Below are 22,159 nucleotides of genomic sequence, written 5' to 3'. Positions count from 1 at the left end.
CGGCGCCTGTCGCTATGCGCCGATGGCGCGGGCGATCATGGGCCAGGAGTTGCGGAGGTCAGCGTAGAAGAGGCCCCAGGTGTGGACGCCGTCGGGGCGACGCACAAAGCGGTGACCGATGCCGAGGCCATTCAAGCGGTTCGACATGTTGGTGGTGCACTGAAGGGCGATGGCCTCGATGATGTTGCCCCCGACCAGGCCGCTACCGTTCTGGAGCAGGCTGCCGTCGACGGGGCCGGCGATCCCGGAACCCGCGGACAGGTAAATGGCCTTGCCGCGGAGCTTGCCCGCGTTGATGACCGGATCGTGCTGACGCCACGTAGCGCTACCGGGTGCACCCCACATGTTCGCGACGTTGCCGCCGCCCCGAGCTACGACCGCCATCGTCGCGAGCTGGCCAAGGGGATCGGTTGTGCCGGGGCAGCCGCTATAGGCGGCGACCGCCCGGTACAGGCCGGGTACTTGGGTCGCGAGATCGAGAGCTGGCCCTGCCGACATCGAAACGCCAGACAGGGCATTGATGCCATTGGTGCGGAACTGCCGATTCACAGCGGCTGGGAGTTCCTTCGTGATGAAGGTCTGCCACTTGTTTCGTCCAAGCGCCGGATCGTTCGAGCGCCAGTCAGTCATCATCGAAAACCTGCCGCCAATCGGCAGAACGACGTTGACGCGCTTACCCGCAAAGAACTGTCGGACCCGGGTGTTGTTGAACCAGGAGATGCCGTCCTCGGCACCGCCTGCTCCGGGCAGCATGTAAAAAGTCGGCAACCCAGCGGGACGACCGACCGGATGGAGAACGTCGCTACGAACCCAGCGGTGCATCGCCTGCGAGTAGACAGAGATCGTGGTGTTTGTTGCGCTGACAGGTTTTGCGACCGGCGTGACCGGGTCCGCCGTGGCCGTGGGCGTGGGGCCAACGATGAGGCTGGACACCATTGCGAGCACAACAGCCAGCGCGACAACCGGTGCACGAGAACCAAATTCGAACGAAGTGCCGGGTACGCGCAGAGCCATCATCTGTTCGACGGTACGCAACTGGGCATTAGCCAGCGACGTTCGGGTACCGGTCGTTTCCCAATCGATAGCGACATGTTGCGCAATCACGCGGTGTGGTCGCCCCTAGCTGCGGCAGATAGGGGACGAACGTCGACAGCATCGACGATGTGGGGCATGGCGATGGCCGCGAACATGAATACCGACGTTGTGCCGGAATTGCATTGCAAGGATGGGCGACCCGCGGCGATGAAGATGAAAGGGAGATCCCAATCTCCCGAATGGATTACCGTCAGCCCATGCTCATCTCACGGTTACAAGCTCTGGGACTGGTCGTAGGTCCGGCCATCTTCGCACTGTCCCCGCTGTTCTGGAACGACGGGCATTACGGAGTGGCAGGCGGAATGCTCATTGCCGTGTCGACCGTGCCGTGGGTCTTCGGCCTGCTCGGTGAGTACGAGAACCTGCGAAAACCCTTCCCCGTCGTTTCCGGGCTCTGGGTCCTGCTGGTGCTGATCGGCATGTTCGGGACCGTCGCATTCGGGCTGCAGGGCTTCTTTGAAGCCGTGTTCGGGGCCGACAACAGTTCGGCCCTCGCGGCGTTCGACGGCTATCCGACGGTCGGCACGATTATGTTCTTGCTGGCCGGGCCGACCTTTCCGTTCGCACTGATGGTTTTCGGGGCGATGCTGTGGCGGGCGCGTACGGTGCCCCAGACCTGCGTCGTCGCGGTGCTCGTCGCCGCGGTCGCGTTCCCGATTGCGCGCGTCACGCGGGAGGCCCCGGTAGCTTTCATCGCCGACCTCGTCATGCTCGCGGCGTTCTGCGGAGTGGCGTGGTACGCGTGGCAGCGGTCTAGTGATGCCGTCGGCTCAACGCGAATACAGTCGAAGCATGGGTGACCCGCCGCGCTACCGCTGGCTGTTGCACATCGACCTCGACCAATTTCAAGTCTCGGTGGAACGACTCCGCCGGCCTGATCTTGCTGGTCGCGGCGTGATCGTCGGTGGGGACGGCGATCCGGCCCGGCCACGGCAGGTCGTGACATGCGCGTCGTATGAGGTGCGGGCACTGGGCGTCCGCGCCGGAATGCCGATGCGGGCCGCCGCGAAAAAGGTGCCCGACGCCGTCTTTCTGCCGCTCGACATGGCCGCATACGAGGAGGCGTCAGCGCGCGTCATGAACGTCGTCGCTCGGGGCGGCGATGCCCTGGAAGTGTGGGGTTGGGACGAGGCGTACCTCGGCCTGGAAGTGCAGTCAGAGCCCGCAGCCCGCAGCGTTAACGACGTGATTGCCGTGGCGCAGCGCGTCCGACAGTCAGTACTGGTTGAGACGGGCCTGCACAGTTGCGTAGGAATCTCCGACAACAAACAGCGGGCTAAAGCCGCGACAGGGTTTGCGAAACAGGCGGTCCGAGACCCGGCGGCCTCGCCGGACGACCGGGTGTTTGTCCTCGACGACGGCAACTGGTCGTCGCTGATGGACGACCGTCCGTGCCGGGACCTGTGGAGCGTCGGCTCGCGGACGGCAACCAAACTCGCTGAGGCGGGCATCGACACCGTCGCCCAGTTGGTGGCTACCGACCGCGAACAATTGGTCGCGATGTTTGGTCCGCACCAAGGCAATTGGTTGTATGTGCTGTGCCGCGGTGGGGGAGACGACGCGATCTCCGACGAGCCGTACATCGCCAAGTCGCACTCCAAGGCGCGCACGTTTGATGTGGATCTCACTGATCGCGACGATCTGCGCGCGGCGGTGCGCGACCTGACGAAGGAGGCGTTCGATCAAGTAGTTGCCGAGGCGCGGGTACCGTTTCGGGTCGGTCTAACGGTCCGGACCGCGTCGTTCTTCACCCGCACAAAGATGCGGAAGCTGCCGGAACCAACCATCGACTTCGAGACAATCGTCGGCACGGCAATCGCTCTCCTCGACGCGTTCGACATCCAAAAACCCATCAGGCTGATGGCTGTGCGGCTGGAGTTGTTGGATCCGGCCGTTTAAACGCCTGCGGAGCGGGCGTGCAACTGGCGTAGCTCGTCCTCCAGCTCCGGAGCCGGTCCAGCGACAGCAACATCGGGCGCGACCTTGTTAATCGGCAAGGCGGCGACCGGCAATGCTGGCAGGCCCCAACTGGTTCGCCAGACGGATAGTTGATCGGAACTGGCGGCGTACACAATGCGGCCAAGTCCAACCCATGCGTGCGCTGCTGCGCACATCGGGCAGTGTTCGCCCGACGTGTAAACGGTGGCGGCTGCGCGTTGCTCCTCGGTGAGGTTCTTGGCCGCCCAGCGGGCGATCGCGAACTCGGGGTGACGCGTGTGGTCGCCGCCGCTGACCCGATTGCGGTCCGCGAATCGGATGACGCCAGCATGGTCGACGATAAGGGAACCGAAGGGTTCATCGCCCTCGTCGAGGGCTTCGCGGGCAAGGGTGACGCAGCTTCGCAGGTGAACCAGGTCCGCATTGGTCGGAGTAGTGATCACGGGGGCCATGGCTGCGAGCGTACCTGGCGCGTGGATGGGTTACCGCGGGACTTGAAACCCGACGAGTCGGGCATCGGGATCGACGTCGATGCCGAGCCGATCCCACGGAACGCCAACTTTCACGACGGCGTACGCCGACGTCGGGAAGCGGTCGATCTCGCCGTTCGGGTCGAGGGCGAGGGCAGCCTCGGGCATGCCGGGGAAATGTCCAACCACGAGCACGGTGGAGGCGTCAGCGGGCGCATAGATGCGGATGCTCTCGAAGATCTCGGCGGGGGTTCCCCCGTAAAGGTCGCTGACGTATTCCGTTGGCACATCGATCTCGGTTTGCGCGAGCGTCATTCGGGTGCGTTCGGCGGTAGAACACAACGCGAAGTCGACGTCGATGCGGTCGTCGGTGAGCCATTGGCCAGCGAGCGCTGCCTGGCGCATGCCTCGTCCATTGAGCGGGCGGTCATGGTCGTAGACACCATCGGGGTAGGCCGACTTTCCGTGGCGCATCAGAACCAGTGTGCGGTCGCTCATGCGATTTCGCCCATGGCCGCACGGGCAGTCAGAGTTGAGTCGCTCGCCATGATGCGCAGCATCTGCACCGTTTCGCTCCACGCCGAAACTTCTTGCGTGTAGAGCACAAACTCCATGTACCGATCGTCGAGCATGGCCTCATCGGCGAGAGCGGTCAACTCCATCAGTTCATCGACGCACTGCGTTATCAATGACGGGATCCGGGTGCCGGAGCAGGCCGCGGCTATCTCGTGCGACGGCAACGTCGCCAAGCGTTCGAGAGCTCTGCGATAACTCATAGAACCACCGTAGAACGACCCACTGACAGTTTTCGTGAGGCGCGCAGTTCGCGGCGGCCGCTCGATTGTCCGTGCCCGAGCTTTGATTCGGCGACATAAACCCCCGCTGCGCCGAACCCTTCTGATCGGCTGCATGGGTTCGTACGGTCGTCCCATGACGACAACAGAACTCATCGACATCCCTGCCACGGCGACCCCGCTGAACAAGATCGCCAGTGCGACAGCAAACGCTGTTTCAACCAAACCGACAAACGGGCAGGTGGTATTTGCCGCGTCGGCCGTCGCTGCCGACGGTGTCTCCAGTGAGATCAGCTTGCGGTCGTTCAGTATCACCGCGGACGAACCGCCGACGCTCGGCGGCAATGACACCGCACCCAACCCCGTCGAGTACTACTTGGCGGCGCTGCTGTCGTGCCAGGTAGTGACCTACCGGTTCTGGGCCGAGCGGCTTGGCATTACCTTCGACGACCTCCAACTGACTGCCGAAGGAGACCTCGACGTCCGCGGCTTCTTCGGTTTAGCGGACGACGTCCGCCCGGGATTCACTGCCGTCCGGGTGGTCGCCAGGATCACCGGGCCAGCGTCCGACGAGGACTACCGCCGACTTCAGGAAACCGTCGAGCGACACTGCCCGGTCCAGGATCTCACCGTGAACCCGACGCCGGTATCGACCGAGTTGCTCGTCACACGTTGAGGTTCCTCGCCACCGTCGGGCAGCTAGCCCGGGGCTAGGGCACTAATCTGTAGTTAATGCACACCTGGGCCCCGATTCTGTTCGCGATCGCCGCGGCAGTTCTGATTGCCGCCGGTACCGTTCTCCGCCAACGGTCCTCGGCGGCCAGCGGGGCAATCACCCCGGGCTGGTGGCTCGGCGCATTCATCGCGCTGATGGGGTTTAGCCTGCAGGCGACGGCGCTGGCTCTGGGATCAATTCTGGTGGTGCAACCGCTGCTGGTCCTGGCGGTGCTCTTTGCGTTGCCGATGGAGAACTGGATCGACAAACGGCACCTGCTCAAAAGCGAATGGCTGTGGGGCACCGCGCTGGTTGTCGGCGTCGTATTGTTCTTGCTGCTGGCCCGTCCAGTATCGACCGATCGTCGCCCCGACATGCTGAGCATGGTCATCACCGTGACGGTCTTGGTGGTCGGGATCATCGGCATCGTGGTCGCGGCCGAGCGCTGCCAGAGCGGGCATCTCCGGGCGCTCAGCTACGGCCTCGCAGCCGGTGCGCTGTTCGGTGTTTCCGCGCCGTTGGTGAAGGCCGTCGCCTTCCGGATGATCGACGCTCCGGGCACCCTGTTTGTTCACGTCGAACTGTATTTGCTGCTGGCGGTGGTGCTCTTGGCGATCATCGCGCAGCAGCGCGGTTTCGGTGCGGGAGATCTGCAGACGTCGTTCCCGGCCATGAACGTGATGGAACCGGCCGTGGCCATGGCGCTCGGCGTCGCCCTACTTGGCGAAAACATCTACGTGACGGTCCCGACCGCCGCGTTCCTCTGCATCGTCGCCGTGGTCGCCAGCATCGCCGTAGTGAAGCTCGCCCAAGACAGCGCCAGAAGTTCCGAACGCCCCCTCCACGACCGCGAAGCCGCCGTCGAACTCAGCTAGCGCCCGTCCACCGCCATCTCGCTGCGCTCGAACCGCGCCTTTCTGTCACGATTCGACCAGACCGTCACCGATCACCGCGTTTGGTGACGGCTAGGGCGGAGTGCGGTTGCCAGATGTGACAGAAATGCGCGAATCGGAGGAACGACGATGAGGCGTCGGGACCGGATTAGGCTTCGGCGATGAGCGCGGGGATTGCCTCGGCCCACTCAGCGGCGGCCTTGGCGGGCTTGATGGTCGACGAGGCGTCGTGGCGGAAGTGCTCGCCAACCTCGACGGCACCCAAGGCGACGAGCTTTTCTGCCATCACTTCGCCGCCGCGGTTGTAAGTCTCGCCGTATACGGTGTCGCCCAGGCCGAAGACGGTGAAACGCAGGCCCGTCAGGTCCGGCTTTTCCTCATCGAGTTCCTCAGCGAAGGGCAGCGCGCTCGAAGGCAATTCGCCCTCGCCGTAGGTGGAGCAGATGACGACAAGGAAGTCTTCGACATTGAGGTCTTCGACGGCAAACTCGGCCATGTCGAACACCGACGGATCGCTGTCGGCAGCCAATACGTCAGCGATTGCATCGGCAACGAGTTCGCCGGTGCCGGTTTCGGTGCCGTAGAGGATGACTGCTGCCATGGTCGTAGTACTCCTGAAGCTCGGGTCGGCGCAGATAAGCGCACTTTCGTGATCGGTAATCGACGATTACGGTAGCGTAACAACGTGGCTGCGTCGAATTCCCGACCAGGGACTTTAGGCTCAAAATTTGCCTGTTTCCGCAGCTAGCGTCACTTTCGTGAACGCTGTACTTTGTGAGCGGGAAGTCTGCATCGAATCCGTCGCCCCAGGGGCTACGATCGAATTCCAACTACGAAAGCAGGTCCCGAAATGGACTGGAGTTCTCTCTGGAACGTCCTCTGGTACACGGTCGTCATCTTTGCGTTTATCGCGTACCTGATGGTTCTCTTCATGGTCTTGACCGATCTCTTCCGCGATCACAAGCTGTCGGCATGGTGGAAGGTCGTTTGGATCATCTTCCTGGTGATCGTTCCGTACATCACCGCGTTCGCGTACCTGATCTTCCGCGGTACCGGCATGACAAACCGCAGTCGCGCCGCAGCCGTTTCCGCTGAACAGGCGAGCCAGGAGTACATCCGTCATGCGGCAGGAAAGGCATCGCCCGCAGCCGACATCGCCACCGCGAAGTCACTGCTCGACGCCGGCACCATTACTCAGGCTGAGTTTGATGCCCTTAAGGCAAAGGCCCTGACCAGCTAACGGCTGCGTCAGCGCAATGAACGACGAGCGGTCCGGAACCTGGTAATCAGGATCCGGGCCGCTCGTGTAACTCCTGGCGGTTAATTAGGGTGGGACACATCCAAATTGGGGGCTCGTTTCAACAACGGTGCCGGGGCGAAAGAAGGGGACGATGACCACGCGTATCGATAGCTGGGTGTGGTCGGTCCGGCTAGCTAAAACCCGGTCTGCGGCGGGGGCTGCCTGCCGCGCCGGGCATGTGCAAGTCAACGGCACAACCGCCAAACCAGCGACGCCCGTTTCGGTTGGTGATCGCGTTACCGTGCGACTGCACCAGCAGACCAAGATTGTTGAAGTGGCCAAACTCATCAGTAAGCGAGTCTCGGCACCGGTCGCGGCCGAATGCTATATCGACCATTCTCCGCCGCCTCCGCCGAAGGAAGTCCTCGCGTCCATTCCGCGCCGCGATCGCGGCGCTGGGCGTCCAACGAAACGCGAGCGGCGCCAGATCGACCGCCTGCAATCCGGGTCGATGCTGCTCGCCGTCTTCGCGGCTTTGGTGCTTCTTGTCAGCGGCTGCACCAATGGGAACAGCCCGGACGTGGTGTCGACGCAGACCCCGAAACCGGGCACCGGGCCGCAGTTTGCGCGATGCGGTGGCCTCACCACCGAGGACGTCATTGCCATCTCGGGTATGACGGGACTGAAACTGGCGATCGACAATACGTCGACTTGCGAGTGGCGGGCCGACTCCGAGCAACGCAATGGGTCGGTTTCGTTCAACTGGTATCGCGGATCGCCGATCGGCCGTGAACGCGGAACCGAGCAGCTCAGCCGCGACACCACTAGTGACTACGAGGTGGACGGTCACCCCGGGTTCATCGCCTCCACGGAAGGTATCTGCGAGACGGCGATCGCGTGGGACGCCGACTTCATTGAGATATCGATGGCCTCGCCGCGCGGGCCCGATCGGTTACCGACCATCGCGCTCGGCGATCTCTGCAAGGCCGCTAAGACCATCACCGAGAAAGTTGTGAAGGGCGCGTCATGAACAGGAACGGACGTACCCGCAAGTGGCTGGCGGCCGGAGCCATTGCCGTGGCCGCTACGACCATCGCCGGTTGCAGCGTCGACGGGACGGCGGTCCGTGAAGGTGGCGTCGACACCGGGCACGTCGACACTGACCAATTCGACAATCTGCTCTCCGAATGTGAAGTGCTACCCGGGCCCACCATCGCGAAGGCGGTCGGCGGAACATCCGCGGACCCGAATTTCTTCGGTGCCAACTGCCGCTGGATCGTCAGCCCGCAGATCATTGACGTCACGTTCAACTGGTTCGAGTGGGGCGACTACAACCTGGAAAAGGAAACCGCGCAGAATATGGGCTTCACCACCGAGAACATCTCGGTTCGCAGCCAATCTGCGTTTACCCAGCGCGACCCGCAGCGGCCAAGCGTTTGCGGGGTGACGGCGAAGGCGACGGCTGGCGGCATCTTCACCTGGTGGGTGGAACCGGAGGCACCGCAGGGCGGCGACCCGTGCGCGGCGCCGATTAAGTTGATGGAACTCATCCTGAGCGGTGCGTACTAGGGGCAGTCCGGGCCACTGCCTACTCGGGAATGAGCGTCACCGACACTGAAGCTGCCACCTGCAAATTGCCTGCGTCGTCGGGCGTCATGACCCACATGAGCAGGGTGTCGCCGATGCGCTGGCGTCGAATGGTGACTTGCATGCCCGGCTGGATAGCCCGAAGGTACTCAATGACGGCGCGATGTGGTTTCGCGATCAGGTCGGGGTGGTCGACCAGCTCGTCTTCGACGGCCTCGAAGTAGGCGGCGTTGTTGAGGTGCTTAAACGGGTCGAAGTCGGTGATCCGCAGAACGTGTTCGCGATCCGGGAGGTCGACGTCGGCTGCAGCCGGGGCCTTCCCCGGATTCATCGCCTTCCACTTGAGTCGATGCTCGTCCGTCATCGGCTCCAGAGTTTCCATCGCCAGATCAGAGATGCGGGCAGGTAGGCCCGATTCCGTCATGTTGATCCAGAATGCTTCGGTCTCGATGTGGCCGTTGGGGCGCATTTCGCTGTTGAAACGGTTTGTTTCGCTGACCGCATTGATCCGGACTCGCATGTTGGTCCAGCGGGTCGAGAGTGCACTGCACCAGCGCTCGGCGGTGAAATCTGACGGCCAGGTGATTGGTTCCAGCACGTCAATGACGGTGCGGCGGATAATCCAGAACGGGTCGGTCTCGTAGAAGGGGAGCGCCGCGATGTTGTCGTTGGCGATGTCTTGCAGGTACCGGGCGACGGCGTCGAGGCGCACCCGCATTTCTTGATCGATGTCGCCGGTTCGAACGCGGTAGTCAGCGGTGTAGAAGTTGGCGCCCTCTTTGCGCTCGGGGAGCGGTTGGTATTCCTGTGATGCGGTCATGAACGGGCCCCTCAACTGAGATGGTGTCGGAGATCGGTCTCAGAAAGCGTGAATCCGACAGTGACGCGGAATACGGTACTCTCAAGGAAACTAGAACACGTTCACCCTTGGTGGTTGGAGGGAAGTCACAGATGACGCACATTATTACGCGGGCCTGCTGTAACGACGCATCCTGCGTTGCAGTATGTCCGGTCAACTGTATTCACCCGACTCCGGACGAGCCGGACTTCTTGACGGCCGAGATGCTGTACATCGACCCGGAGACTTGCATCGACTGCGGCGCTTGCGTCGACGAATGCCCCGTCAGTGCGATCTACCCAGACGACCAGCTGCCCGCGAGTCAGCTGCCGTTCTTGCAGATCAACACCGATTACTACAAGGATCACGACGTCGAGGGTGGCATCGTTAAGCATCCACGACCGCCGCAGTTGCCCGCAGACGAACTGCGCGTAGCAATCGTCGGGGCCGGTCCGGCAGCGTTCTACGCCGCGCAGGAACTGGTGAAGAAGTCGCAGATCAAGGTCGACATGTTCGACCGTCTGCCGACCCCGTACGGCCTGGTGCGTGCGGGTGTCGCGCCCGACCACGCGCAGACAAAGGGTGTCGAAGACACCTTTGCGGCCGTCGAGAAGAAGCGAAACTTCACCTACCACCTCGGGGTTGAGGTCGGGACGCACATCTCGCACGACGAACTCCGCGAACGCTACGGCGCGGTCCTCTACGCCGTCGGGGCCCCGCACGACCGTCACCTCAATATCCCGGGCGAAGACCTCGCCGGCTCGATCGCCGCCACCGAGTTTGTCGCTTGGTACAACGGGCACCCCGATTTCGCGGGCCACACCTTTGACCTGTCGGGTGAGCGTGCCGTCGTGATTGGCAATGGCAACGTGGCGCTCGACGTCGCACGCATCCTGGCTACCGATCCCGAGTTGCTCGCGAGCACCGACATCGCCGACCACGCACTCGCCGCGCTCCGCGAATCGAATATTCGCGAAGTGTTCGTGGTGGGTCGTCGCGGCATCGAACACGCTGCCTTCACTAACGGCGAACTCCTTGGCCTCGGTGAGGTTGACGGTATTGATGTCGTCATCGATGAGGCTGAACTGACGCTGTCGGACGAGGCTGCTGCACAAGAAGCCGACGACACCCTCGACTCGGTCATCGCGACCAAGGTGCGCCTGGCCCGCGAATTTGCGGCCAAGCCGCTCGTGGAAGGCAACCGTCGGATCGTCTTCAAGTTCCTGACCTCGCCGGTCGAGATCACGGGCACCGACTCCGCTTCGTCAGTGAAGTTGGTCCGCAATCGCTACATCGGCGGCGGCAAGATCGAAGCCACCGACACCACATCCGATCTCGACAGCGGTTTCATCGTTCGATCCATCGGCTACCGCACCCAGCCGGTCAAGGACCTGCCGTTCGACGAAGCCTCCTCGCTGGTGCCGAACGAGGACAGCCGAGTGCTCGATGGCCCCGGCGGTGCACCGCTGCCCGGCGTGTTCGTTGCCGGATGGATCAAACGTGGACCCACCGGCGGCATCGGCCGCAACCGGTTGTGCGGCGAGCAGGCTGCCGCGACGATCCTCCTCGACTTTGCCAACGGGGCACTCCCGACGCCGACGACGGACGCCATCGACGTCGCCGACTTGGTGATCAGCCGAGGTGCGCATCGCGTGGACCTGCAGGGCTGGAAGCGGATCGACGCTGCCGAACGCGAGGCTGGTGCTGGTGCGGGACGTCGTCGCGTCAAGATCACCTCGATCGAAGAAATGAAGAATGTGGCGGGTGAATCCGAGCCAGTGGGTGACGTTGTCGGTGGCGCATAGTGCGAATTGCGCTCCTGTCGTACCGCAGTAAACCGCATTGTGGGGGACAGGGTGTCTACGTCCGACACTTGTCGGCCGGACTCGCCGCACTCGGGCACGACGTCGAGGTGTTCTCGGGTCAGCCGTACCCCGAACTTGATGAGGGTGTCCGGCTGACGAAGGTCCCGAGCTTGGACCTGTACGGCGAACCCGACCCCTTCCGAACGCCGCGTTTACGCGAGTACCGCGACTGGATCGACGTCGTCGAGGTGGCGTTGATGTGGACAGCGGCATTTGGTGAACCGTTGACGTTCAGCCTGCGCGCCAAGCGGGTACTGCGCGGTCGGCGCAACGACTTTGACGTCGTGCACGACAACCAGTGCCTGGGTTACGGGCTGCTGTCGATCAAGCGACAGGGCTTTCCGTTAGTTGCCACCATCCATCACCCGATCACTCGTGATCGGGCCCTGGCGGTGAAGGCCGCGCGGGGCCTGAAAAAGATCAGTGCCTGGCGCTGGCATTCGTTCCTCGCCATGCAGGGGCGGGTGGCGCGCCGGATTCCGTCGCTGCTGACCGTGTCGAAGAGCAGCGAAGACGATATTCGCGAGGCGTTTCACGTGAAGCCCGGCGTGTTGGCGACCATCCCGCTGGGGGTAAACGTTGACCTGTTTGCGCCGAGCGGACGACGAGTCCCCGGCGAGATTGTCTGCGTGGCCAGCGCCGATGCCCCACTCAAGGGGGTTTCGTACCTGCTTGAAGCCGTCGCAAAGGTGTCGGCCGAACGCGACATTCACCTCACGCTGGTGTCGAAACTTGACCCCGAAGGACCGTCCGCGAAACTGATCGACGACCTGTCGATCGCAGATCGCGTGTCGGTTGTCTCGGGCATCGATGACACGGAACTCGCTGGGCTCCTGAGCCGCGCGGAGGTCGCCTGCGTGCCGTCGCTGTACGAAGGTTTCTCGTTGCCCGCGGTGGAGGCGATGAGCTGCGGGACGCCCCTCATCGCCAGTCGCGCCGGGGCGATTCCGGAGGTCGTTGGCGACGACGAATCGGCGGCCATCCTCGTCGAACCCCGCGACAGTGAGGCGCTGGCGCAAGCCCTGCTCCGGCTGCTTGACGATCCCGGGCTCGCGACCCGGCTTGGCGCTGGTGGTCGTGCCCGGGCGCAGGCTCGTTACAGCTGGGCGGCCGTCGCGCAGGCCACCGTGGACCGATACCAGGCGGCCATCGACGCCGCCGCGGAAGGACGCTAGAACCGTGCTGACTGTGGATTTTGACCGCCTGCAGGTGGGGCCCGGTATTCGTGCCATCGATATTGGTGCGGGGCAGGGGCGGCATTCATATGAAATGCTGCGGCGCGGCGCCGATGTCATCGCCTTCGACCAGAACGACGGTGACATGGCAGACGTCGCCGAGATGTTCGGTGCGCTCGCCGCGGCCGGTGAAGTTCCGGAATCGGGCGTTGCCCGCACCGAAGTCGGCGACGCGCTGGCCCTCCCATACGATGACGCGACCTTCGATGTCGTGCTGATGTCGGAAATTTTGGAGCACATTCCCGACGACGAAGCGGCCATCGCCGAAATGGTCCGGATCCTTAAGCCGGGCGGAACGGCTGCAGTCACCGTGCCGCGCTACTGGCCGGAAAAGGTGTGCTGGGCGCTGTCGGACGAGTACCACGAGGTGGAAGGCGGGCACGTTCGCATCTACCGGGAGTCGGAACTGTCGTCCAAGCTGGAGGCAGCCGGGCTTGAGCTGACGGGAACGTCGCACGCCCATGCGCTGCACGCCCCGTACTGGTGGCTCAAGTGCGCGGTCGGCGTCGATAACGATAAGAATCTACTGGTCCGCGGCTATCACAAGATGTTGGTGTGGGACATGATGAGCAAGCCCTGGGTGACTCAATTCGGCGAGCAACTGCTCAACCCGGTGGTCGGTAAGTCGGTGGCGATCTACCTGCGGAAGCCCACCGGATAAGTATGAATATTCCGTCGATCCCGGGGATCCTGACCGTCGAACAAGTGCGGCAGACGGGTGCGGCAATCGCTGGAATGCAAGAACCAGACGGTGCGCTTCCGTGGTTTCCGGGCGGCAAAACCGACCCGTGGGACCACGTCGAGTCGGCCATGGCACTTTCGGCGAGCGGCTACCTGAATCCGGCCCGTGCGGCGTACGAATGGTCGGCCCACAACCAGCGAGACGACGGCTCGTGGCCGATGGAAATCCGGCAGGGCCGCATCGTCGATGCCGGCGTCGACAGCAACTTTTGCGCTTACATCGCCGTCGGAGTGTGGCATCACTACCTGATCTCCGACGATGACGCATTCCTGTGGAGCATGTGGCCGACGGTCCGGGCCGCCCTCGATCGGGTCCTGCTGTTTCAGCGGCCCGACGGGGCGTTCCGGTGGGCTGCCGACTACGTCACCGGTGCCATGTTCGACGCCGCGCTGATCACCGGCAATGCCAGTATCTATTCGTCGCTGGTGTGCGGGCTAAAGATCGCCGCCCGCGTCGACGACGAATCGGCGCAGCGCGCAGTCGTCGAGTGGGAACGTGCGCGTGCCGACCTAGCGGGAGCGTTTGCGGTGCCGGCGGAGAGCTTTTTGCCGCCGAGCGAACACTCGATGGACTGGTATTACCCGGTGCTCGGGGGCGTTTTGCGTGGGGAGGCGGGACGAGTCGCGCTCGATGCCGAATGGGACCGGTTCGTGGTTTCCGGTCTGGGTGTCCGTTGCGTGAGCCATCGACCGTGGGTGACCGGGGCAGAGACTAGCGAATTGGCGATTGCCTTGGCGGCGATCGGCGATGTGGATCGGGCTGCCGCAATGGTCGCGTCGATCCAACACCTGCGCGATCCGGACGGCTCGTATTGGACCGGCCTGGTGTTTTCTGACGGCAAGCGGTGGCCGGTGGAACGCAGCTGTTGGACGTCGGCGGCGGTAATTCTGGCCGCAGACGCGATTAGTCGGAGCACTCCGGCCGGTGGAATTTTCGCCGATCTTGGTGGAGCCGCTGTGCCCGCCCAATTCCCCAGTTAGACTAGTGTCCAGTCTGGCGTCCAACTTGGGGGCGCGGTAATGCGGAGGTCATTGTGGATTTTGGAATCGTGCAGTTCACCAGCGATCGCGGGCTACGCGCCCAACACTTGGCACCGCTGATCGAAGACGCGGGATTCGCCGCCTACTACGTGCCGGAACACAGTCACATTCCGACCAAACGCGAGGCTGCCCATCCCCGAACCGGCGACTCGAGCCTGCCCGACGAGCGCTACACCCGCACCCTGGATCCATGGACGTCGCTGGCGGCCGCTGCCGCGGTGACGTCCCGAATCGAACTGTCGACGGCCGTCGCGCTACCGGTGCAGTCGGACCCGCTGACGCTCGCGAAGACGATTGCCACGCTCGATCATCTCTCCGAGGGGCGCGTGAGTTTGGGTGTCGGATTCGGCTGGAACCTGGACGAATTGGCCGACCATCACGTCCCCGCTGGCCGTCGTCGTACGATGCTGCGCGAGTACCTGGAGGCGATGAGGGCGCTGTGGACGCAGGAAGAGGCCGAGTATCACGGCGAATTCGTCGACTTCGGTCCGAGTTGGGCGTGGCCCAAACCGTCGCGCGCGATCCCGATCAACGTGGGTGCGGCGGGGACGGAGAAGAACTTTAAGTGGATTGCCCGCAGTGCGGACGGGTGGATCACGACGCCCGGCGAGACAGACATCGAAGAATCGGTAACGCTCCTGAAGCGAGTTTGGGCCGACGCGGGCCGCGAGGGCCAACCGCAGATCGTCGCCCTGGATATGCGTCCGGATGCTGACCGCCTTGCCCGCTGGGCCGAAATCGGCGTCACCCGCGTCCTCTACGGTCTACCCGACAAAGACGTCGACACCGCCAAGGCCTACCTGGCGAAGCTGTCCGCGAAACTGGGGTAATAACCCCCCTCCGCCCGTTCCCGCATGATGCGTCGATTCCCGCTCCTTGTCAGACAAAGAGCGGGAATCGACGCATCATGCGAGAAGCACCGGGGCGGGGAGGGTTAGCCGCCCATGTAGGCGGCCTCCAAGCGGCCGAGGTCGGCGGCCAGGGTAGCGGCGTCCTCGTCGAGGAGGATGCGGCCCTTCACCAGCACGACCGCCCGGTCGGCGATCCCCAACGCCAAATGCACATGCTGTTCGACGAGGATCACCGACGTGCCCTGTTCGGCAGCGACCTGGCGGAGGACCGGCAGGATCGCTTCGACGATGACCGGCGCCAAGCCCATGCTGAGTTCGTCGATCAACAGGATCGACGGCTTCTGCAGCAGTGCCCGAGCCAACGCCAGCATCTGCTGCTCACCGCCCGACAACTGACCTGCGGCCACCGACAGCCGCTTGCGGAGGGCGGGGAAGTAGCCGAGGACTACTTCCAGTTCCTCGGTCGCGGCCTTGCGTCCGCGCGTGGTGATGGCCAGCCGCATGTTCTGTTCGGTTGTGAGCTTCCGGAACAGTGCCCGATCGTCCGGAACCAGCACCAAACCGTTGCGGACGGCCGCCCGCGGATTGCCCGACGGCAGCGCCTGGCCATTCATCGAGACAGTCCCGGACTCGCGCGGCAGCAGGCCTGCGAGGGTCTCGAGCAGGGTTGTCTTGCCTGCGCCGTTAGGGCCGAGGAGGGCGATGACCTGCCCCTTCGGAACTGCCAGGTCGACGTCGTGAACGCACGGGCTATTACTGATGCGCGCGGCCGAAAGTGAGCCGGTTTCGAGAACGGTCATCTACAGATCCTCCTTGCCTGAGGCGCTCAGCGGCGAGCCGAGGTACGCCTTGATCACCGCGTCCGACGACCGGATCTCCTCCGGGGTGCCGCTCGCGATGACGGTGCCCAAATCGAGCACGATCACGCGGTCGCACACGTTCAGGACCAGGTCCATGTCGTGGTCGATCAGCAGCATCGCGGTGTCGCCGGTTTGCGCGGCACGCAGTCGCGCACCGAGCCATCGGCTTTCGGACGTGTCCAACCCGGCGGCGGGCTCGTCGAGCAGAACCACCTGGGGTTCGCCAGCCAAAACTCGGGCCACCGACACCAGCTGACGCTGACCCTGGGACAGGTCTGCGGCAGGCACATCGGCCAACTCGGTAATACCGAGCAACGACAGGGCGTTCTCAACGGCCCCCGGCTCGCTGCGGCCGGCCGAGACATTCAAGTTCTCGGCGACCGACAGGTCGTCGTACAACTCGATGTCCTGGAACGTACGGCCCAAACCGGCGCGGGTGCGACGGTGCGGTGCCATCTTGTCGATCCGACGGCTGCCAACCTGCACGGTGCCAGCCGCCGGTGCGAACCCGCAGATGGCGTCGACGAGGGTCGTCTTACCGGCACCGTTGGGGCCGATGAGGCCGATGATCTCGCCGGCGTGCAAGTCGAACGAAACATTGTTCACGGCCGTGACCTCCCCGTATTTGACGGAGACGTTCTCGACCTTGAGGACGGTATCGCCGATCAGGCGGACCGGATCGGCCGCGCCATCGAGCTTGGGCATGGTGATCTCGTCGCCCGCATCGCGGGCGACTTCGGTGCCAGCCGCACTCTTCTTGGGGCGCAGTTCCATGAGGCGACCCGCCACACCGTCCGGGCTTGTCGCAACACCGACAATCAGCAGGATGCCGCTCGCCAGCATGTAGTAGTCACCAAAGCTCAAGTACTTATTCATGAGGAAGAACAAGAGCGCACCGGGGGCAATCACACCGGCGATCAGGGAACCGGTGATCGAGGTGACGCCCGCGATGTAAATGGTGGCGAACAACGCGATGCCAGCGAACACCGAGTAGGTGTTAATGGCGGCGAGCGTCTGCTGGTAGGCCAGCAGTGCGCCGCCGAGACCGGCAATAAACGAGGCAATCGCGAATGCCAACAGTTTGGTGGCGCCCACGTCGATGCCTGCCGATGCGGCCGACCGCTCGTTAGCGCGGACCGCCAGCATCGAGGCACCCAGGCGACTGCGCCGCAGCGCCGCCACGCAGAGTGCGGTGATGGTCAGGACCACCAGGCACAGGATGCCGAACGAGACGCGGGGGTAGCCGTCGCCGGAGCCGATCCCGAGGTCGATACCGAACAGGGTCGGCGACTTGACCGGTGCACCTTCCTGGCCGCCGTTGAATGTCGGGTTGCGGAACCAGAACGCCTCGGCGAACACCGCGAGTGCCAGCGTTGCCACCATGAGCGGCAGGCCGCGAACGCGCAGTGCGGGAAGTCCGACGACCACGCCGATCACCATGGCGACCAGTGCGGCGAGCAGCGGTGCGATGGGGAACGGGAGATCCATGTTGGTGGTGAATCGGCTGAGTGCGAAGGCTCCGGTACCCGCGAGCGTGAGCTGTGCGAGTGATACCTGGCCGGCATAGCCGGTTACAACCAACTGCGAGAGCGCGATGATGCCGAAGATCATCGACACAATGACCGCTAGCCGCAAACTGCCGGACGTGAGCAATAGCACGACCACGGCAAGGGCCACACAAATGAGTGTCGGAAGCAGAATCTTGTGCGGTCGTGGCGATCGACCCAGCGAGTTGGTCGAGATCGCGCCTCGGCCGGGTAGCGGTCGTCCGCGAATCAAGAGGAAGCCCAGAATCAAGATCAGTGGCACGGCCTCTGCCATGCCGGATTCGGGCAGGGACTCCCACACCGACTGCATGTAGGTGGTTTCCGACTGCAGCATGCCGATCAGGAGACCAGCGCCGACGGTGATTCCGATGCTCGCGAAGTCGCCGACGAGGGCGGCGGCGAGGGCAGGCACGATGAACATCGTGTAGGCAATCGGGTTCAACGGCACGATCGGCGAGATCACGATGCCGCCGATACCGGCGGTTGCCGCCGACAGTGCCCAGTTGGTGAGCGAGATGCGGTCGGGCGACAGTCCGGTAAGCAGCGCACCCTTTTCCGACTCGGCGGCAGCTTCGGTAGCGACACCGAATCGCGTGAACTTGAGGACGAGACCGGCCAAGATGGCCAGTCCGACGATCACCGCGGCCAGCCACAGCCGGTCCGTTGGGATGACGGCGTCGCCGATCTTGAGGGTGTTCTGCGCGAAGATCGGGCCGACGATGGGCTGCTCGGAGCCCACCTGCAGTGCGATGAGCGCCTGCAGCACCAGCATCACACCGATCGAGGCGACAGCCTTGGCGACCACGGGGGCGGTTCGCATGGGCCGGAACACCGCTAGTTCGACGATCACGCCCACTATGGCGGCGATGATCACCGCCACAATCAGCGCCGGTAGCACCGACCAGGGGCCACCGAGCTTGATGGTCGAATCGATCCCTGGGATCGGAAGGAGGAGTTCGCCCTTGCGGAGGAAAGCGAAAGTGTAGGCCGCGTAGAGCGCGACGGCACCGGTGGCGAAGTTGACCACACCGGAACTTTTGTAGGTCATGACCAGGGCGAGGCCGAGTGCCGCGTAGACGGCGCCATTGCCCAGGCCGAGGAGTAAGTAAGCAAAAACGGAGGTCATTGGATCCTCAGATATCGACGTCGATCAGGATGCGGCAAAAACTGACACGGGGGCCGCTGCAGGCAGCGACCCCCGATAGTCAGGCTTTAACGCAGAGATCAGCCCTTGTTGCCGATCACGGTGTCAACGAGCTGCAGGTCAGGCGAAACGGTGCTGACGAGCAGTTCCTTGTTGCAAACCGTCGGGAACATCGGAGCGGCCTTACCGTTGCACGTGAAGGTCAGTCCCGGTGCGGCGGGCACGGGCACATTCTTCGCGGTCGTCAGGGCGGTGATGATGTCCTTCGACGTGGGTGCATCGGTCTGCGGCAGCGAACCGCCGACGCCAGCAAGCGACATCAGGGTCTGGTAGCCGAGGTAAGCGATACCGTTCGGGTCAACTTCGGGGGCGTACTTTGCCATGATGCTGCGGTACAGCTTGACCGACTCGTCGGTCTGATCCGTCAGGTTGACGGTGGTGAAGGCCTTCGAGCCTGCGACAGCATCCGCGCCGACAGCATCGGTGACGGGCTTATCGATGCAGGTCGAGATCATGTACTTCTTGATGTCCGGTGCCACCGTCTGCAGAGCCTTGATGGCGGTGGTGCACTGGCGGGTGTCGCCCATGATGGTCACGGCGTCGGGCTTATCCTTCAGCGCTGCCGTGAGGTTCGGGGTCGGGTCGGCGATCGATGCCGGGATCGTAATGACGCGGACGTCAATGCCGCGCGGTGCGAACTGCATCTTGGCCATCGCGCCGATCTGCGAGGCGGCGTCGCCGGTGTCGCCGACGATGATGGCGAACTTCTTGACGCCGTCCTTGACAGCCTGCTCAGCCTGGCCGCCGAGGACCGAGATGACACCACCGGACAGCATGTAGGTGTTGGGGCTGGTCATTTCAGGCTGCGACACGGGTGCCTGGCCGATGAACGGGATACCCGCGCCGGTGATGATCGGGATCATCAGTGAACCCATCGAGCCGAACGGCGAGACGACGGCGGTGACCTTGTCTTCAACCATCTGGTTGGCGCACGCGGTGGCCGATGCGGCTTCCTCGTGCTCCTTGCAGACGACGAGGTCGACCTTGTGGCCGCCGATGCCGTCACCGTTGTCGTTGAGGTAGGTGGTGGCGGCTTCGGCTGCCTGGCGGACCTCGGGAAGGCTGATCGCTCCGCCTTCGGGGGTAATGAAGCCAATCTTGATGGCACTGCCCTTGGCCGGGTTGTCCGGCAGCTCCACGGTGGGGCCAGTGGAGTTCGACGACGAATCGTCAGAAGAACATGCGGTCAGTCCGCTCGCGAGCATGGCAGCGGCGGCCAAGGCCACACCTGCCGCGCGCATGGGGCGCACGAATCGTGGGGAGGTTTTCACGAGTATCCCTTCGGTGATGCCGTGTCGCATCCTGGTGTGGATGCGATACACAGTGTCGGCTGCTGAAAAACATGTGAGTGCAGTCAATTGAGAAAGATAACGTGTTCGACGTCACGATGTAGCGATTCGCGCAAGATTGCACACGTCTGATCGGGGAATTTCGAACTGGACAACGGTCTAGCTCGGTGCTTGAGGCTGGCTGACGAAAGCCCCTTAAAGCGGCAAATGTTCCAGAATCCGCAGGGAACCGTGTACGGAGACCTCGGTGAAGCGTCCCGAGTCGATGGCCTGCCGGTAGATCTCGTACGGCGGTCGGCCACCATCTTCCGGGTTCGGGAAGACGTCATGAATAAGTAGTGCGCCGCCCGGTCGGACCCATCGCGACCACCCGTCGTAGTCGTTCTGTGCGGCTTCCATCGAGTGGCCGCCGTCGATAAAAACGAAGTCGACTTCCTTGCCCCACACGCGTGCTGCCGCCGTTGACGGAGCTAGGAGTCCGAGGACCGTGGACTCGAGATCGGCGTCGAACATGGTTTGGCGGAAGCGGGCGGCGGTGTCGAGACGTCCGCTATGCGGGTCCACGAGGTCGGTGTCGTGATATTCCCAGCCCGGCTGATGCTCTTCGGAACCGCGATGGTGATCGACGGTGACGATCAGGGCATCGTGCGACTCGGCGGCCGCTCCGAGGAAGACGGTGGACTTTCCGCAGTACGTACCGATCTCTACGCCAATCCCGACCGAACCGTCGCGTGAAAGATAGTCGGCGGCCGCGGCATGTAGTGCGAGCGCCTCGTCGAACGGCATGAATCCCGGGGCGTCGTCGGCGACGCGGCGTCGTTTGTCAGTGAGGCCGGGGGTGGTTTGAATCGATGCCGCGGGAGGAGTCAATGCCATGGTTCGATCGTATCGGCGAGTGCCCAGCCGATACGGTGAAGGCATGAAAGCACAGGTAATTGTGAGCGAAACAGGCCCGGAAGGCCTGGAACTGCAAGACATTCCGGCACCGACGCAGCATCCGGGGACGTATTTGGTCGACGTCCGCTCGTGCGGCATCTGCTTCCCCGACCTGCTGATGAGTCAGGGCAAGTACCAGATGCGGCCGCCGCTGCCGTTTACGCCGGGTACCGAGGTGGCCGGCGTCGTCAGTGCGGCACCCGAAGGCGGAGAGTATGCGGTCGGCGATCGGGTGGTCGTCGCCTCGGGTCTCGGCGGTTTCGGTGAGCAGATCGCCGTCGTCGAAGGCCAGTTGTTCCCGCTGCCCGATGAACTGACCTTCGACGAAGGTGCCGCCCTGGGGATTAATTTCCAGACCGCACTGTTCGCCCTGCAGATGCGCGCCAACCTGCAGCCTGGGGAAACCGTCGGTGTGCTCGGTTCGGCTGGCGGTATCGGCGTCGCGTCGATCATCGTCGCGAAGGCCATGGGTGCCAGGGTGGTTGCGGTCGTTCACCGCACCGGCAATGAGGAAATGTTGCGCGGCCTCGGTGCCGACGAGGTGGTGCAGCTAACCGATGGCTGGAAAGACAAGGTTCTCGAACTGACCGGCAACGGCGTCGACGTCCTTATCGATCCGGTCGGCGGCGACGTTTTCGACGAAGCCCTCCGGACCGTCGCTCCTGACGGTCGTTTTGTGGTGATCGGCTTTGCGGCCGGTGGCATCCCGACGGTGAAACTGAACCGTGTCTTGTTCCGCAACATCTCCATCGTCGGTGCGGCGTGGGGCGAATACATCCGCACCCATCCCGAGGTGCCGGGCAACCTGCACAACGAGATCGTCAGGCTGGTTAAGGAAGGCATGCGGCCGCCGGTGAACCACACCTATGCCCTCGCCGACCTTCCGCAAGCCCTCACCGACCTCGCCGAAGGCCGCGTCCGAGGCAAGGCCGTCGTACAGATTTCGCAGTAGACCGCGGCGGTTCGGGCCCGCCCTCACGTTCCCGCATGATGCGTCGATTCCCGCACTATGTCAGACAT

Annotated in this window: 23 protein-coding genes; 13 read left to right on the top strand and 10 right to left on the bottom strand. The window is 63.6% G+C overall.

Annotated elements, in window-relative coordinates:
• Positions 1-12 precede the first annotated feature (12 nt).
• On the bottom strand, positions 13-1,014 hold the full coding sequence (locus tag WBA38_RS01050) for an alpha/beta hydrolase (protein WP_424321840.1): 1,002 nt from the start codon (positions 1,012-1,014) through the stop codon (positions 13-15).
• A 278-nt stretch (positions 1,015-1,292) separates the two neighbouring features.
• Here WBA38_RS01050 and WBA38_RS01045 point away from each other — a divergent pair, with 278 nt between their 5' ends.
• Both WBA38_RS01045 and WBA38_RS01040 read left to right on the top strand, forming a co-directional pair.
• The gene (locus WBA38_RS01045; RefSeq protein ID WP_424295567.1) at positions 1,293-1,895 is read left to right on the top strand and encodes a hypothetical protein; all 603 of its coding nucleotides are present in this window, start codon (positions 1,293-1,295) and stop codon (positions 1,893-1,895) included.
• Positions 1,888-2,994, top strand: coding sequence for a DNA polymerase IV (locus WBA38_RS01040; protein ID WP_424321838.1), 1,107 nt, complete (start codon positions 1,888-1,890; stop codon positions 2,992-2,994). Before WBA38_RS01045 ends, WBA38_RS01040 begins: the two co-directional genes overlap by 8 nt.
• On the opposite strand, the gene WBA38_RS01035 is transcribed toward WBA38_RS01040, so the two are convergent.
• Genes WBA38_RS01035 through WBA38_RS01025 form a run of 3 tightly spaced genes read right to left on the bottom strand, consistent with a single transcriptional unit; the run spans position 2,991 to position 4,279 of the window.
• On the bottom strand, positions 2,991-3,485 hold the full coding sequence (locus WBA38_RS01035; RefSeq protein WP_424295571.1) for a nucleoside deaminase: 495 nt from the start codon (positions 3,483-3,485) through the stop codon (positions 2,991-2,993). The genes WBA38_RS01040 and WBA38_RS01035 overlap by 4 nt on opposite strands.
• Positions 3,486-3,515: 30 nt before the next feature.
• Complete coding sequence (locus WBA38_RS01030) at positions 3,516-4,001, bottom strand: SixA phosphatase family protein (protein WP_424295573.1); 486 nt, start codon at positions 3,999-4,001, stop codon at positions 3,516-3,518.
• Positions 3,998-4,279: a hypothetical protein gene (locus WBA38_RS01025; RefSeq protein ID WP_424295575.1), complete on the bottom strand. Its 282-nt coding sequence runs from the start codon at positions 4,277-4,279 to the stop codon at positions 3,998-4,000. The genes WBA38_RS01030 and WBA38_RS01025 overlap by 4 nt, the downstream gene beginning before the upstream one ends.
• Before the next feature lie 178 nt (positions 4,280-4,457).
• On the opposite strand from WBA38_RS01025, the gene WBA38_RS01020 reads away from it, so the two are divergent.
• Both WBA38_RS01020 and WBA38_RS01015 read left to right on the top strand, forming a co-directional pair.
• The gene (locus WBA38_RS01020; protein ID WP_424321839.1) at positions 4,458-4,973 is read left to right on the top strand and encodes an OsmC family protein; all 516 of its coding nucleotides are present in this window, start codon (positions 4,458-4,460) and stop codon (positions 4,971-4,973) included.
• A 56-nt stretch (positions 4,974-5,029) separates the two neighbouring features.
• A complete protein-coding gene (locus WBA38_RS01015) occupies positions 5,030-5,887 on the top strand; it encodes a DMT family transporter (RefSeq protein WP_424321837.1) in 858 nt (285 codons plus the stop codon).
• 166 nt (positions 5,888-6,053) lie between these two features.
• Here WBA38_RS01015 and WBA38_RS01010 read toward each other — a convergent pair whose 3' ends face one another.
• A complete protein-coding gene (locus WBA38_RS01010) occupies positions 6,054-6,506 on the bottom strand; it encodes a flavodoxin domain-containing protein (RefSeq protein WP_424294695.1) in 453 nt (150 codons plus the stop codon).
• A 249-nt stretch (positions 6,507-6,755) separates the two neighbouring features.
• Here WBA38_RS01010 and WBA38_RS01005 point away from each other — a divergent pair, with 249 nt between their 5' ends.
• From WBA38_RS01005 to WBA38_RS00995, 3 genes are all read left to right on the top strand, one after another.
• A complete protein-coding gene (locus WBA38_RS01005) occupies positions 6,756-7,145 on the top strand; it encodes an SHOCT domain-containing protein (RefSeq protein WP_424294693.1) in 390 nt (129 codons plus the stop codon).
• Positions 7,146-7,296: 151 nt separating this feature from the next.
• On the top strand, positions 7,297-8,175 hold the full coding sequence (locus WBA38_RS01000) for a DUF3558 family protein (protein WP_424294692.1): 879 nt from the start codon (positions 7,297-7,299) through the stop codon (positions 8,173-8,175).
• Entirely contained in the window at positions 8,172-8,714 is a 543-nt protein-coding gene (locus tag WBA38_RS00995) for a DUF3558 domain-containing protein (RefSeq protein ID WP_424294690.1), read from the top strand. The genes WBA38_RS01000 and WBA38_RS00995 overlap by 4 nt, the downstream gene beginning before the upstream one ends.
• Before the next feature lie 19 nt (positions 8,715-8,733).
• Here WBA38_RS00995 and WBA38_RS00990 read toward each other — a convergent pair whose 3' ends face one another.
• Entirely contained in the window at positions 8,734-9,552 is an 819-nt protein-coding gene (locus tag WBA38_RS00990; RefSeq protein ID WP_424321836.1) for an acyl-[acyl-carrier-protein] thioesterase, read from the bottom strand.
• A 131-nt stretch (positions 9,553-9,683) separates the two neighbouring features.
• Between WBA38_RS00990 and WBA38_RS00985 the strand changes: the two genes are divergently transcribed.
• The 5 genes from WBA38_RS00985 to WBA38_RS00965 are packed head-to-tail and all read left to right on the top strand — an operon-like array spanning position 9,684 to position 15,282.
• The gene (locus WBA38_RS00985) at positions 9,684-11,375 is read left to right on the top strand and encodes an FAD-dependent oxidoreductase (protein ID WP_424294687.1); all 1,692 of its coding nucleotides are present in this window, start codon (positions 9,684-9,686) and stop codon (positions 11,373-11,375) included.
• Positions 11,375-12,610 (top strand): glycosyltransferase family 4 protein, encoded by a 1,236-nt coding sequence (locus tag WBA38_RS00980; RefSeq protein WP_424294685.1) that lies wholly within the window; start codon positions 11,375-11,377, stop codon positions 12,608-12,610. Before WBA38_RS00985 ends, WBA38_RS00980 begins: the two co-directional genes overlap by 1 nt.
• 4 nt (positions 12,611-12,614) lie before the next feature.
• Positions 12,615-13,331, top strand: a complete 717-nt coding sequence (locus WBA38_RS00975) for a class I SAM-dependent methyltransferase (RefSeq protein ID WP_424321835.1) — start codon at positions 12,615-12,617, stop codon at positions 13,329-13,331.
• A 2-nt stretch (positions 13,332-13,333) separates the two neighbouring features.
• Complete coding sequence (locus WBA38_RS00970; protein ID WP_424321834.1) at positions 13,334-14,392, top strand: prenyltransferase; 1,059 nt, start codon at positions 13,334-13,336, stop codon at positions 14,390-14,392.
• A gap of 53 nt (positions 14,393-14,445) precedes the next feature.
• Positions 14,446-15,282, top strand: coding sequence for an LLM class F420-dependent oxidoreductase (locus WBA38_RS00965; protein WP_424294681.1), 837 nt, complete (start codon positions 14,446-14,448; stop codon positions 15,280-15,282).
• Between the two features lie 104 nt (positions 15,283-15,386).
• Here the strand turns inward: WBA38_RS00965 and WBA38_RS00960 are convergent, their stop codons facing one another.
• The 4 genes from WBA38_RS00960 to WBA38_RS00945 form a co-directional block, all read right to left on the bottom strand.
• Positions 15,387-16,103, bottom strand: a complete 717-nt coding sequence (locus tag WBA38_RS00960) for an ABC transporter ATP-binding protein (protein ID WP_424321833.1) — start codon at positions 16,101-16,103, stop codon at positions 15,387-15,389.
• Positions 16,104-18,836 (bottom strand): ABC transporter permease subunit, encoded by a 2,733-nt coding sequence (locus WBA38_RS00955; protein ID WP_424293357.1) that lies wholly within the window; start codon positions 18,834-18,836, stop codon positions 16,104-16,106.
• Between the two features lie 98 nt (positions 18,837-18,934).
• Positions 18,935-20,185 (bottom strand): ABC transporter substrate-binding protein, encoded by a 1,251-nt coding sequence (locus WBA38_RS00950; protein ID WP_424321832.1) that lies wholly within the window; start codon positions 20,183-20,185, stop codon positions 18,935-18,937.
• Between the two features lie 213 nt (positions 20,186-20,398).
• Entirely contained in the window at positions 20,399-21,079 is a 681-nt protein-coding gene (locus WBA38_RS00945; protein WP_424293939.1) for a class I SAM-dependent methyltransferase, read from the bottom strand.
• Positions 21,080-21,122: 43 nt separating this feature from the next.
• On the opposite strand from WBA38_RS00945, the gene WBA38_RS00940 reads away from it, so the two are divergent.
• Positions 21,123-22,091, top strand: a complete 969-nt coding sequence (locus WBA38_RS00940; RefSeq protein WP_424293938.1) for an NADPH:quinone oxidoreductase family protein — start codon at positions 21,123-21,125, stop codon at positions 22,089-22,091.
• Positions 22,092-22,159 lie beyond the last annotated feature (68 nt).

This window comes from Gordonia sp. (in: high G+C Gram-positive bacteria), assembly GCF_049647785.1.
Lineage (GTDB): Bacteria > Actinomycetota > Actinomycetes > Mycobacteriales > Mycobacteriaceae > Gordonia.
The sequence above is the reverse complement of the archived record's forward strand: the minus strand, read 5'-3'. Positions and strand labels throughout refer to the sequence as shown.

Excerpts from the sequence above, each read along its gene's own strand:
- WBA38_RS01050 (WP_424321840.1), bottom strand. The coding sequence starts at position 1,014 with ATGGCTCTGCGCGTACCCGGCACTTCGTTCGAATTTGGTTCTCGTGCA.
- WBA38_RS01015 (WP_424321837.1), top strand. The coding sequence starts at position 5,030 with ATGCACACCTGGGCCCCGATTCTGTTCGCGATCGCCGCGGCAGTTCTG.
- WBA38_RS00970 (WP_424321834.1), top strand. The coding sequence starts at position 13,334 with ATGAATATTCCGTCGATCCCGGGGATCCTGACCGTCGAACAAGTGCGG.
- WBA38_RS01040 (WP_424321838.1), top strand. The coding sequence starts at position 1,888 with ATGGGTGACCCGCCGCGCTACCGCTGGCTGTTGCACATCGACCTCGAC.
- WBA38_RS00940 (WP_424293938.1), top strand. The coding sequence starts at position 21,123 with ATGAAAGCACAGGTAATTGTGAGCGAAACAGGCCCGGAAGGCCTGGAA.
- WBA38_RS01030 (WP_424295573.1), bottom strand. The coding sequence starts at position 4,001 with ATGAGCGACCGCACACTGGTTCTGATGCGCCACGGAAAGTCGGCCTAC.
- WBA38_RS00990 (WP_424321836.1), bottom strand. The coding sequence starts at position 9,552 with ATGACCGCATCACAGGAATACCAACCGCTCCCCGAGCGCAAAGAGGGC.
- WBA38_RS01010 (WP_424294695.1), bottom strand. The coding sequence starts at position 6,506 with ATGGCAGCAGTCATCCTCTACGGCACCGAAACCGGCACCGGCGAACTC.
- WBA38_RS01000 (WP_424294692.1), top strand. The coding sequence starts at position 7,297 with ATGACCACGCGTATCGATAGCTGGGTGTGGTCGGTCCGGCTAGCTAAA.
- WBA38_RS00945 (WP_424293939.1), bottom strand. The coding sequence starts at position 21,079 with ATGGCATTGACTCCTCCCGCGGCATCGATTCAAACCACCCCCGGCCTC.
- WBA38_RS01005 (WP_424294693.1), top strand. The coding sequence starts at position 6,756 with ATGGACTGGAGTTCTCTCTGGAACGTCCTCTGGTACACGGTCGTCATC.
- WBA38_RS00985 (WP_424294687.1), top strand. The coding sequence starts at position 9,684 with ATGACGCACATTATTACGCGGGCCTGCTGTAACGACGCATCCTGCGTT.
- WBA38_RS00995 (WP_424294690.1), top strand. The coding sequence starts at position 8,172 with ATGAACAGGAACGGACGTACCCGCAAGTGGCTGGCGGCCGGAGCCATT.
- WBA38_RS01045 (WP_424295567.1), top strand. The coding sequence starts at position 1,293 with ATGCTCATCTCACGGTTACAAGCTCTGGGACTGGTCGTAGGTCCGGCC.
- WBA38_RS01035 (WP_424295571.1), bottom strand. The coding sequence starts at position 3,485 with ATGGCCCCCGTGATCACTACTCCGACCAATGCGGACCTGGTTCACCTG.
- WBA38_RS01025 (WP_424295575.1), bottom strand. The coding sequence starts at position 4,279 with ATGAGTTATCGCAGAGCTCTCGAACGCTTGGCGACGTTGCCGTCGCAC.
- WBA38_RS00955 (WP_424293357.1), bottom strand. The coding sequence starts at position 18,836 with ATGACCTCCGTTTTTGCTTACTTACTCCTCGGCCTGGGCAATGGCGCC.
- WBA38_RS00960 (WP_424321833.1), bottom strand. The coding sequence starts at position 16,103 with ATGACCGTTCTCGAAACCGGCTCACTTTCGGCCGCGCGCATCAGTAAT.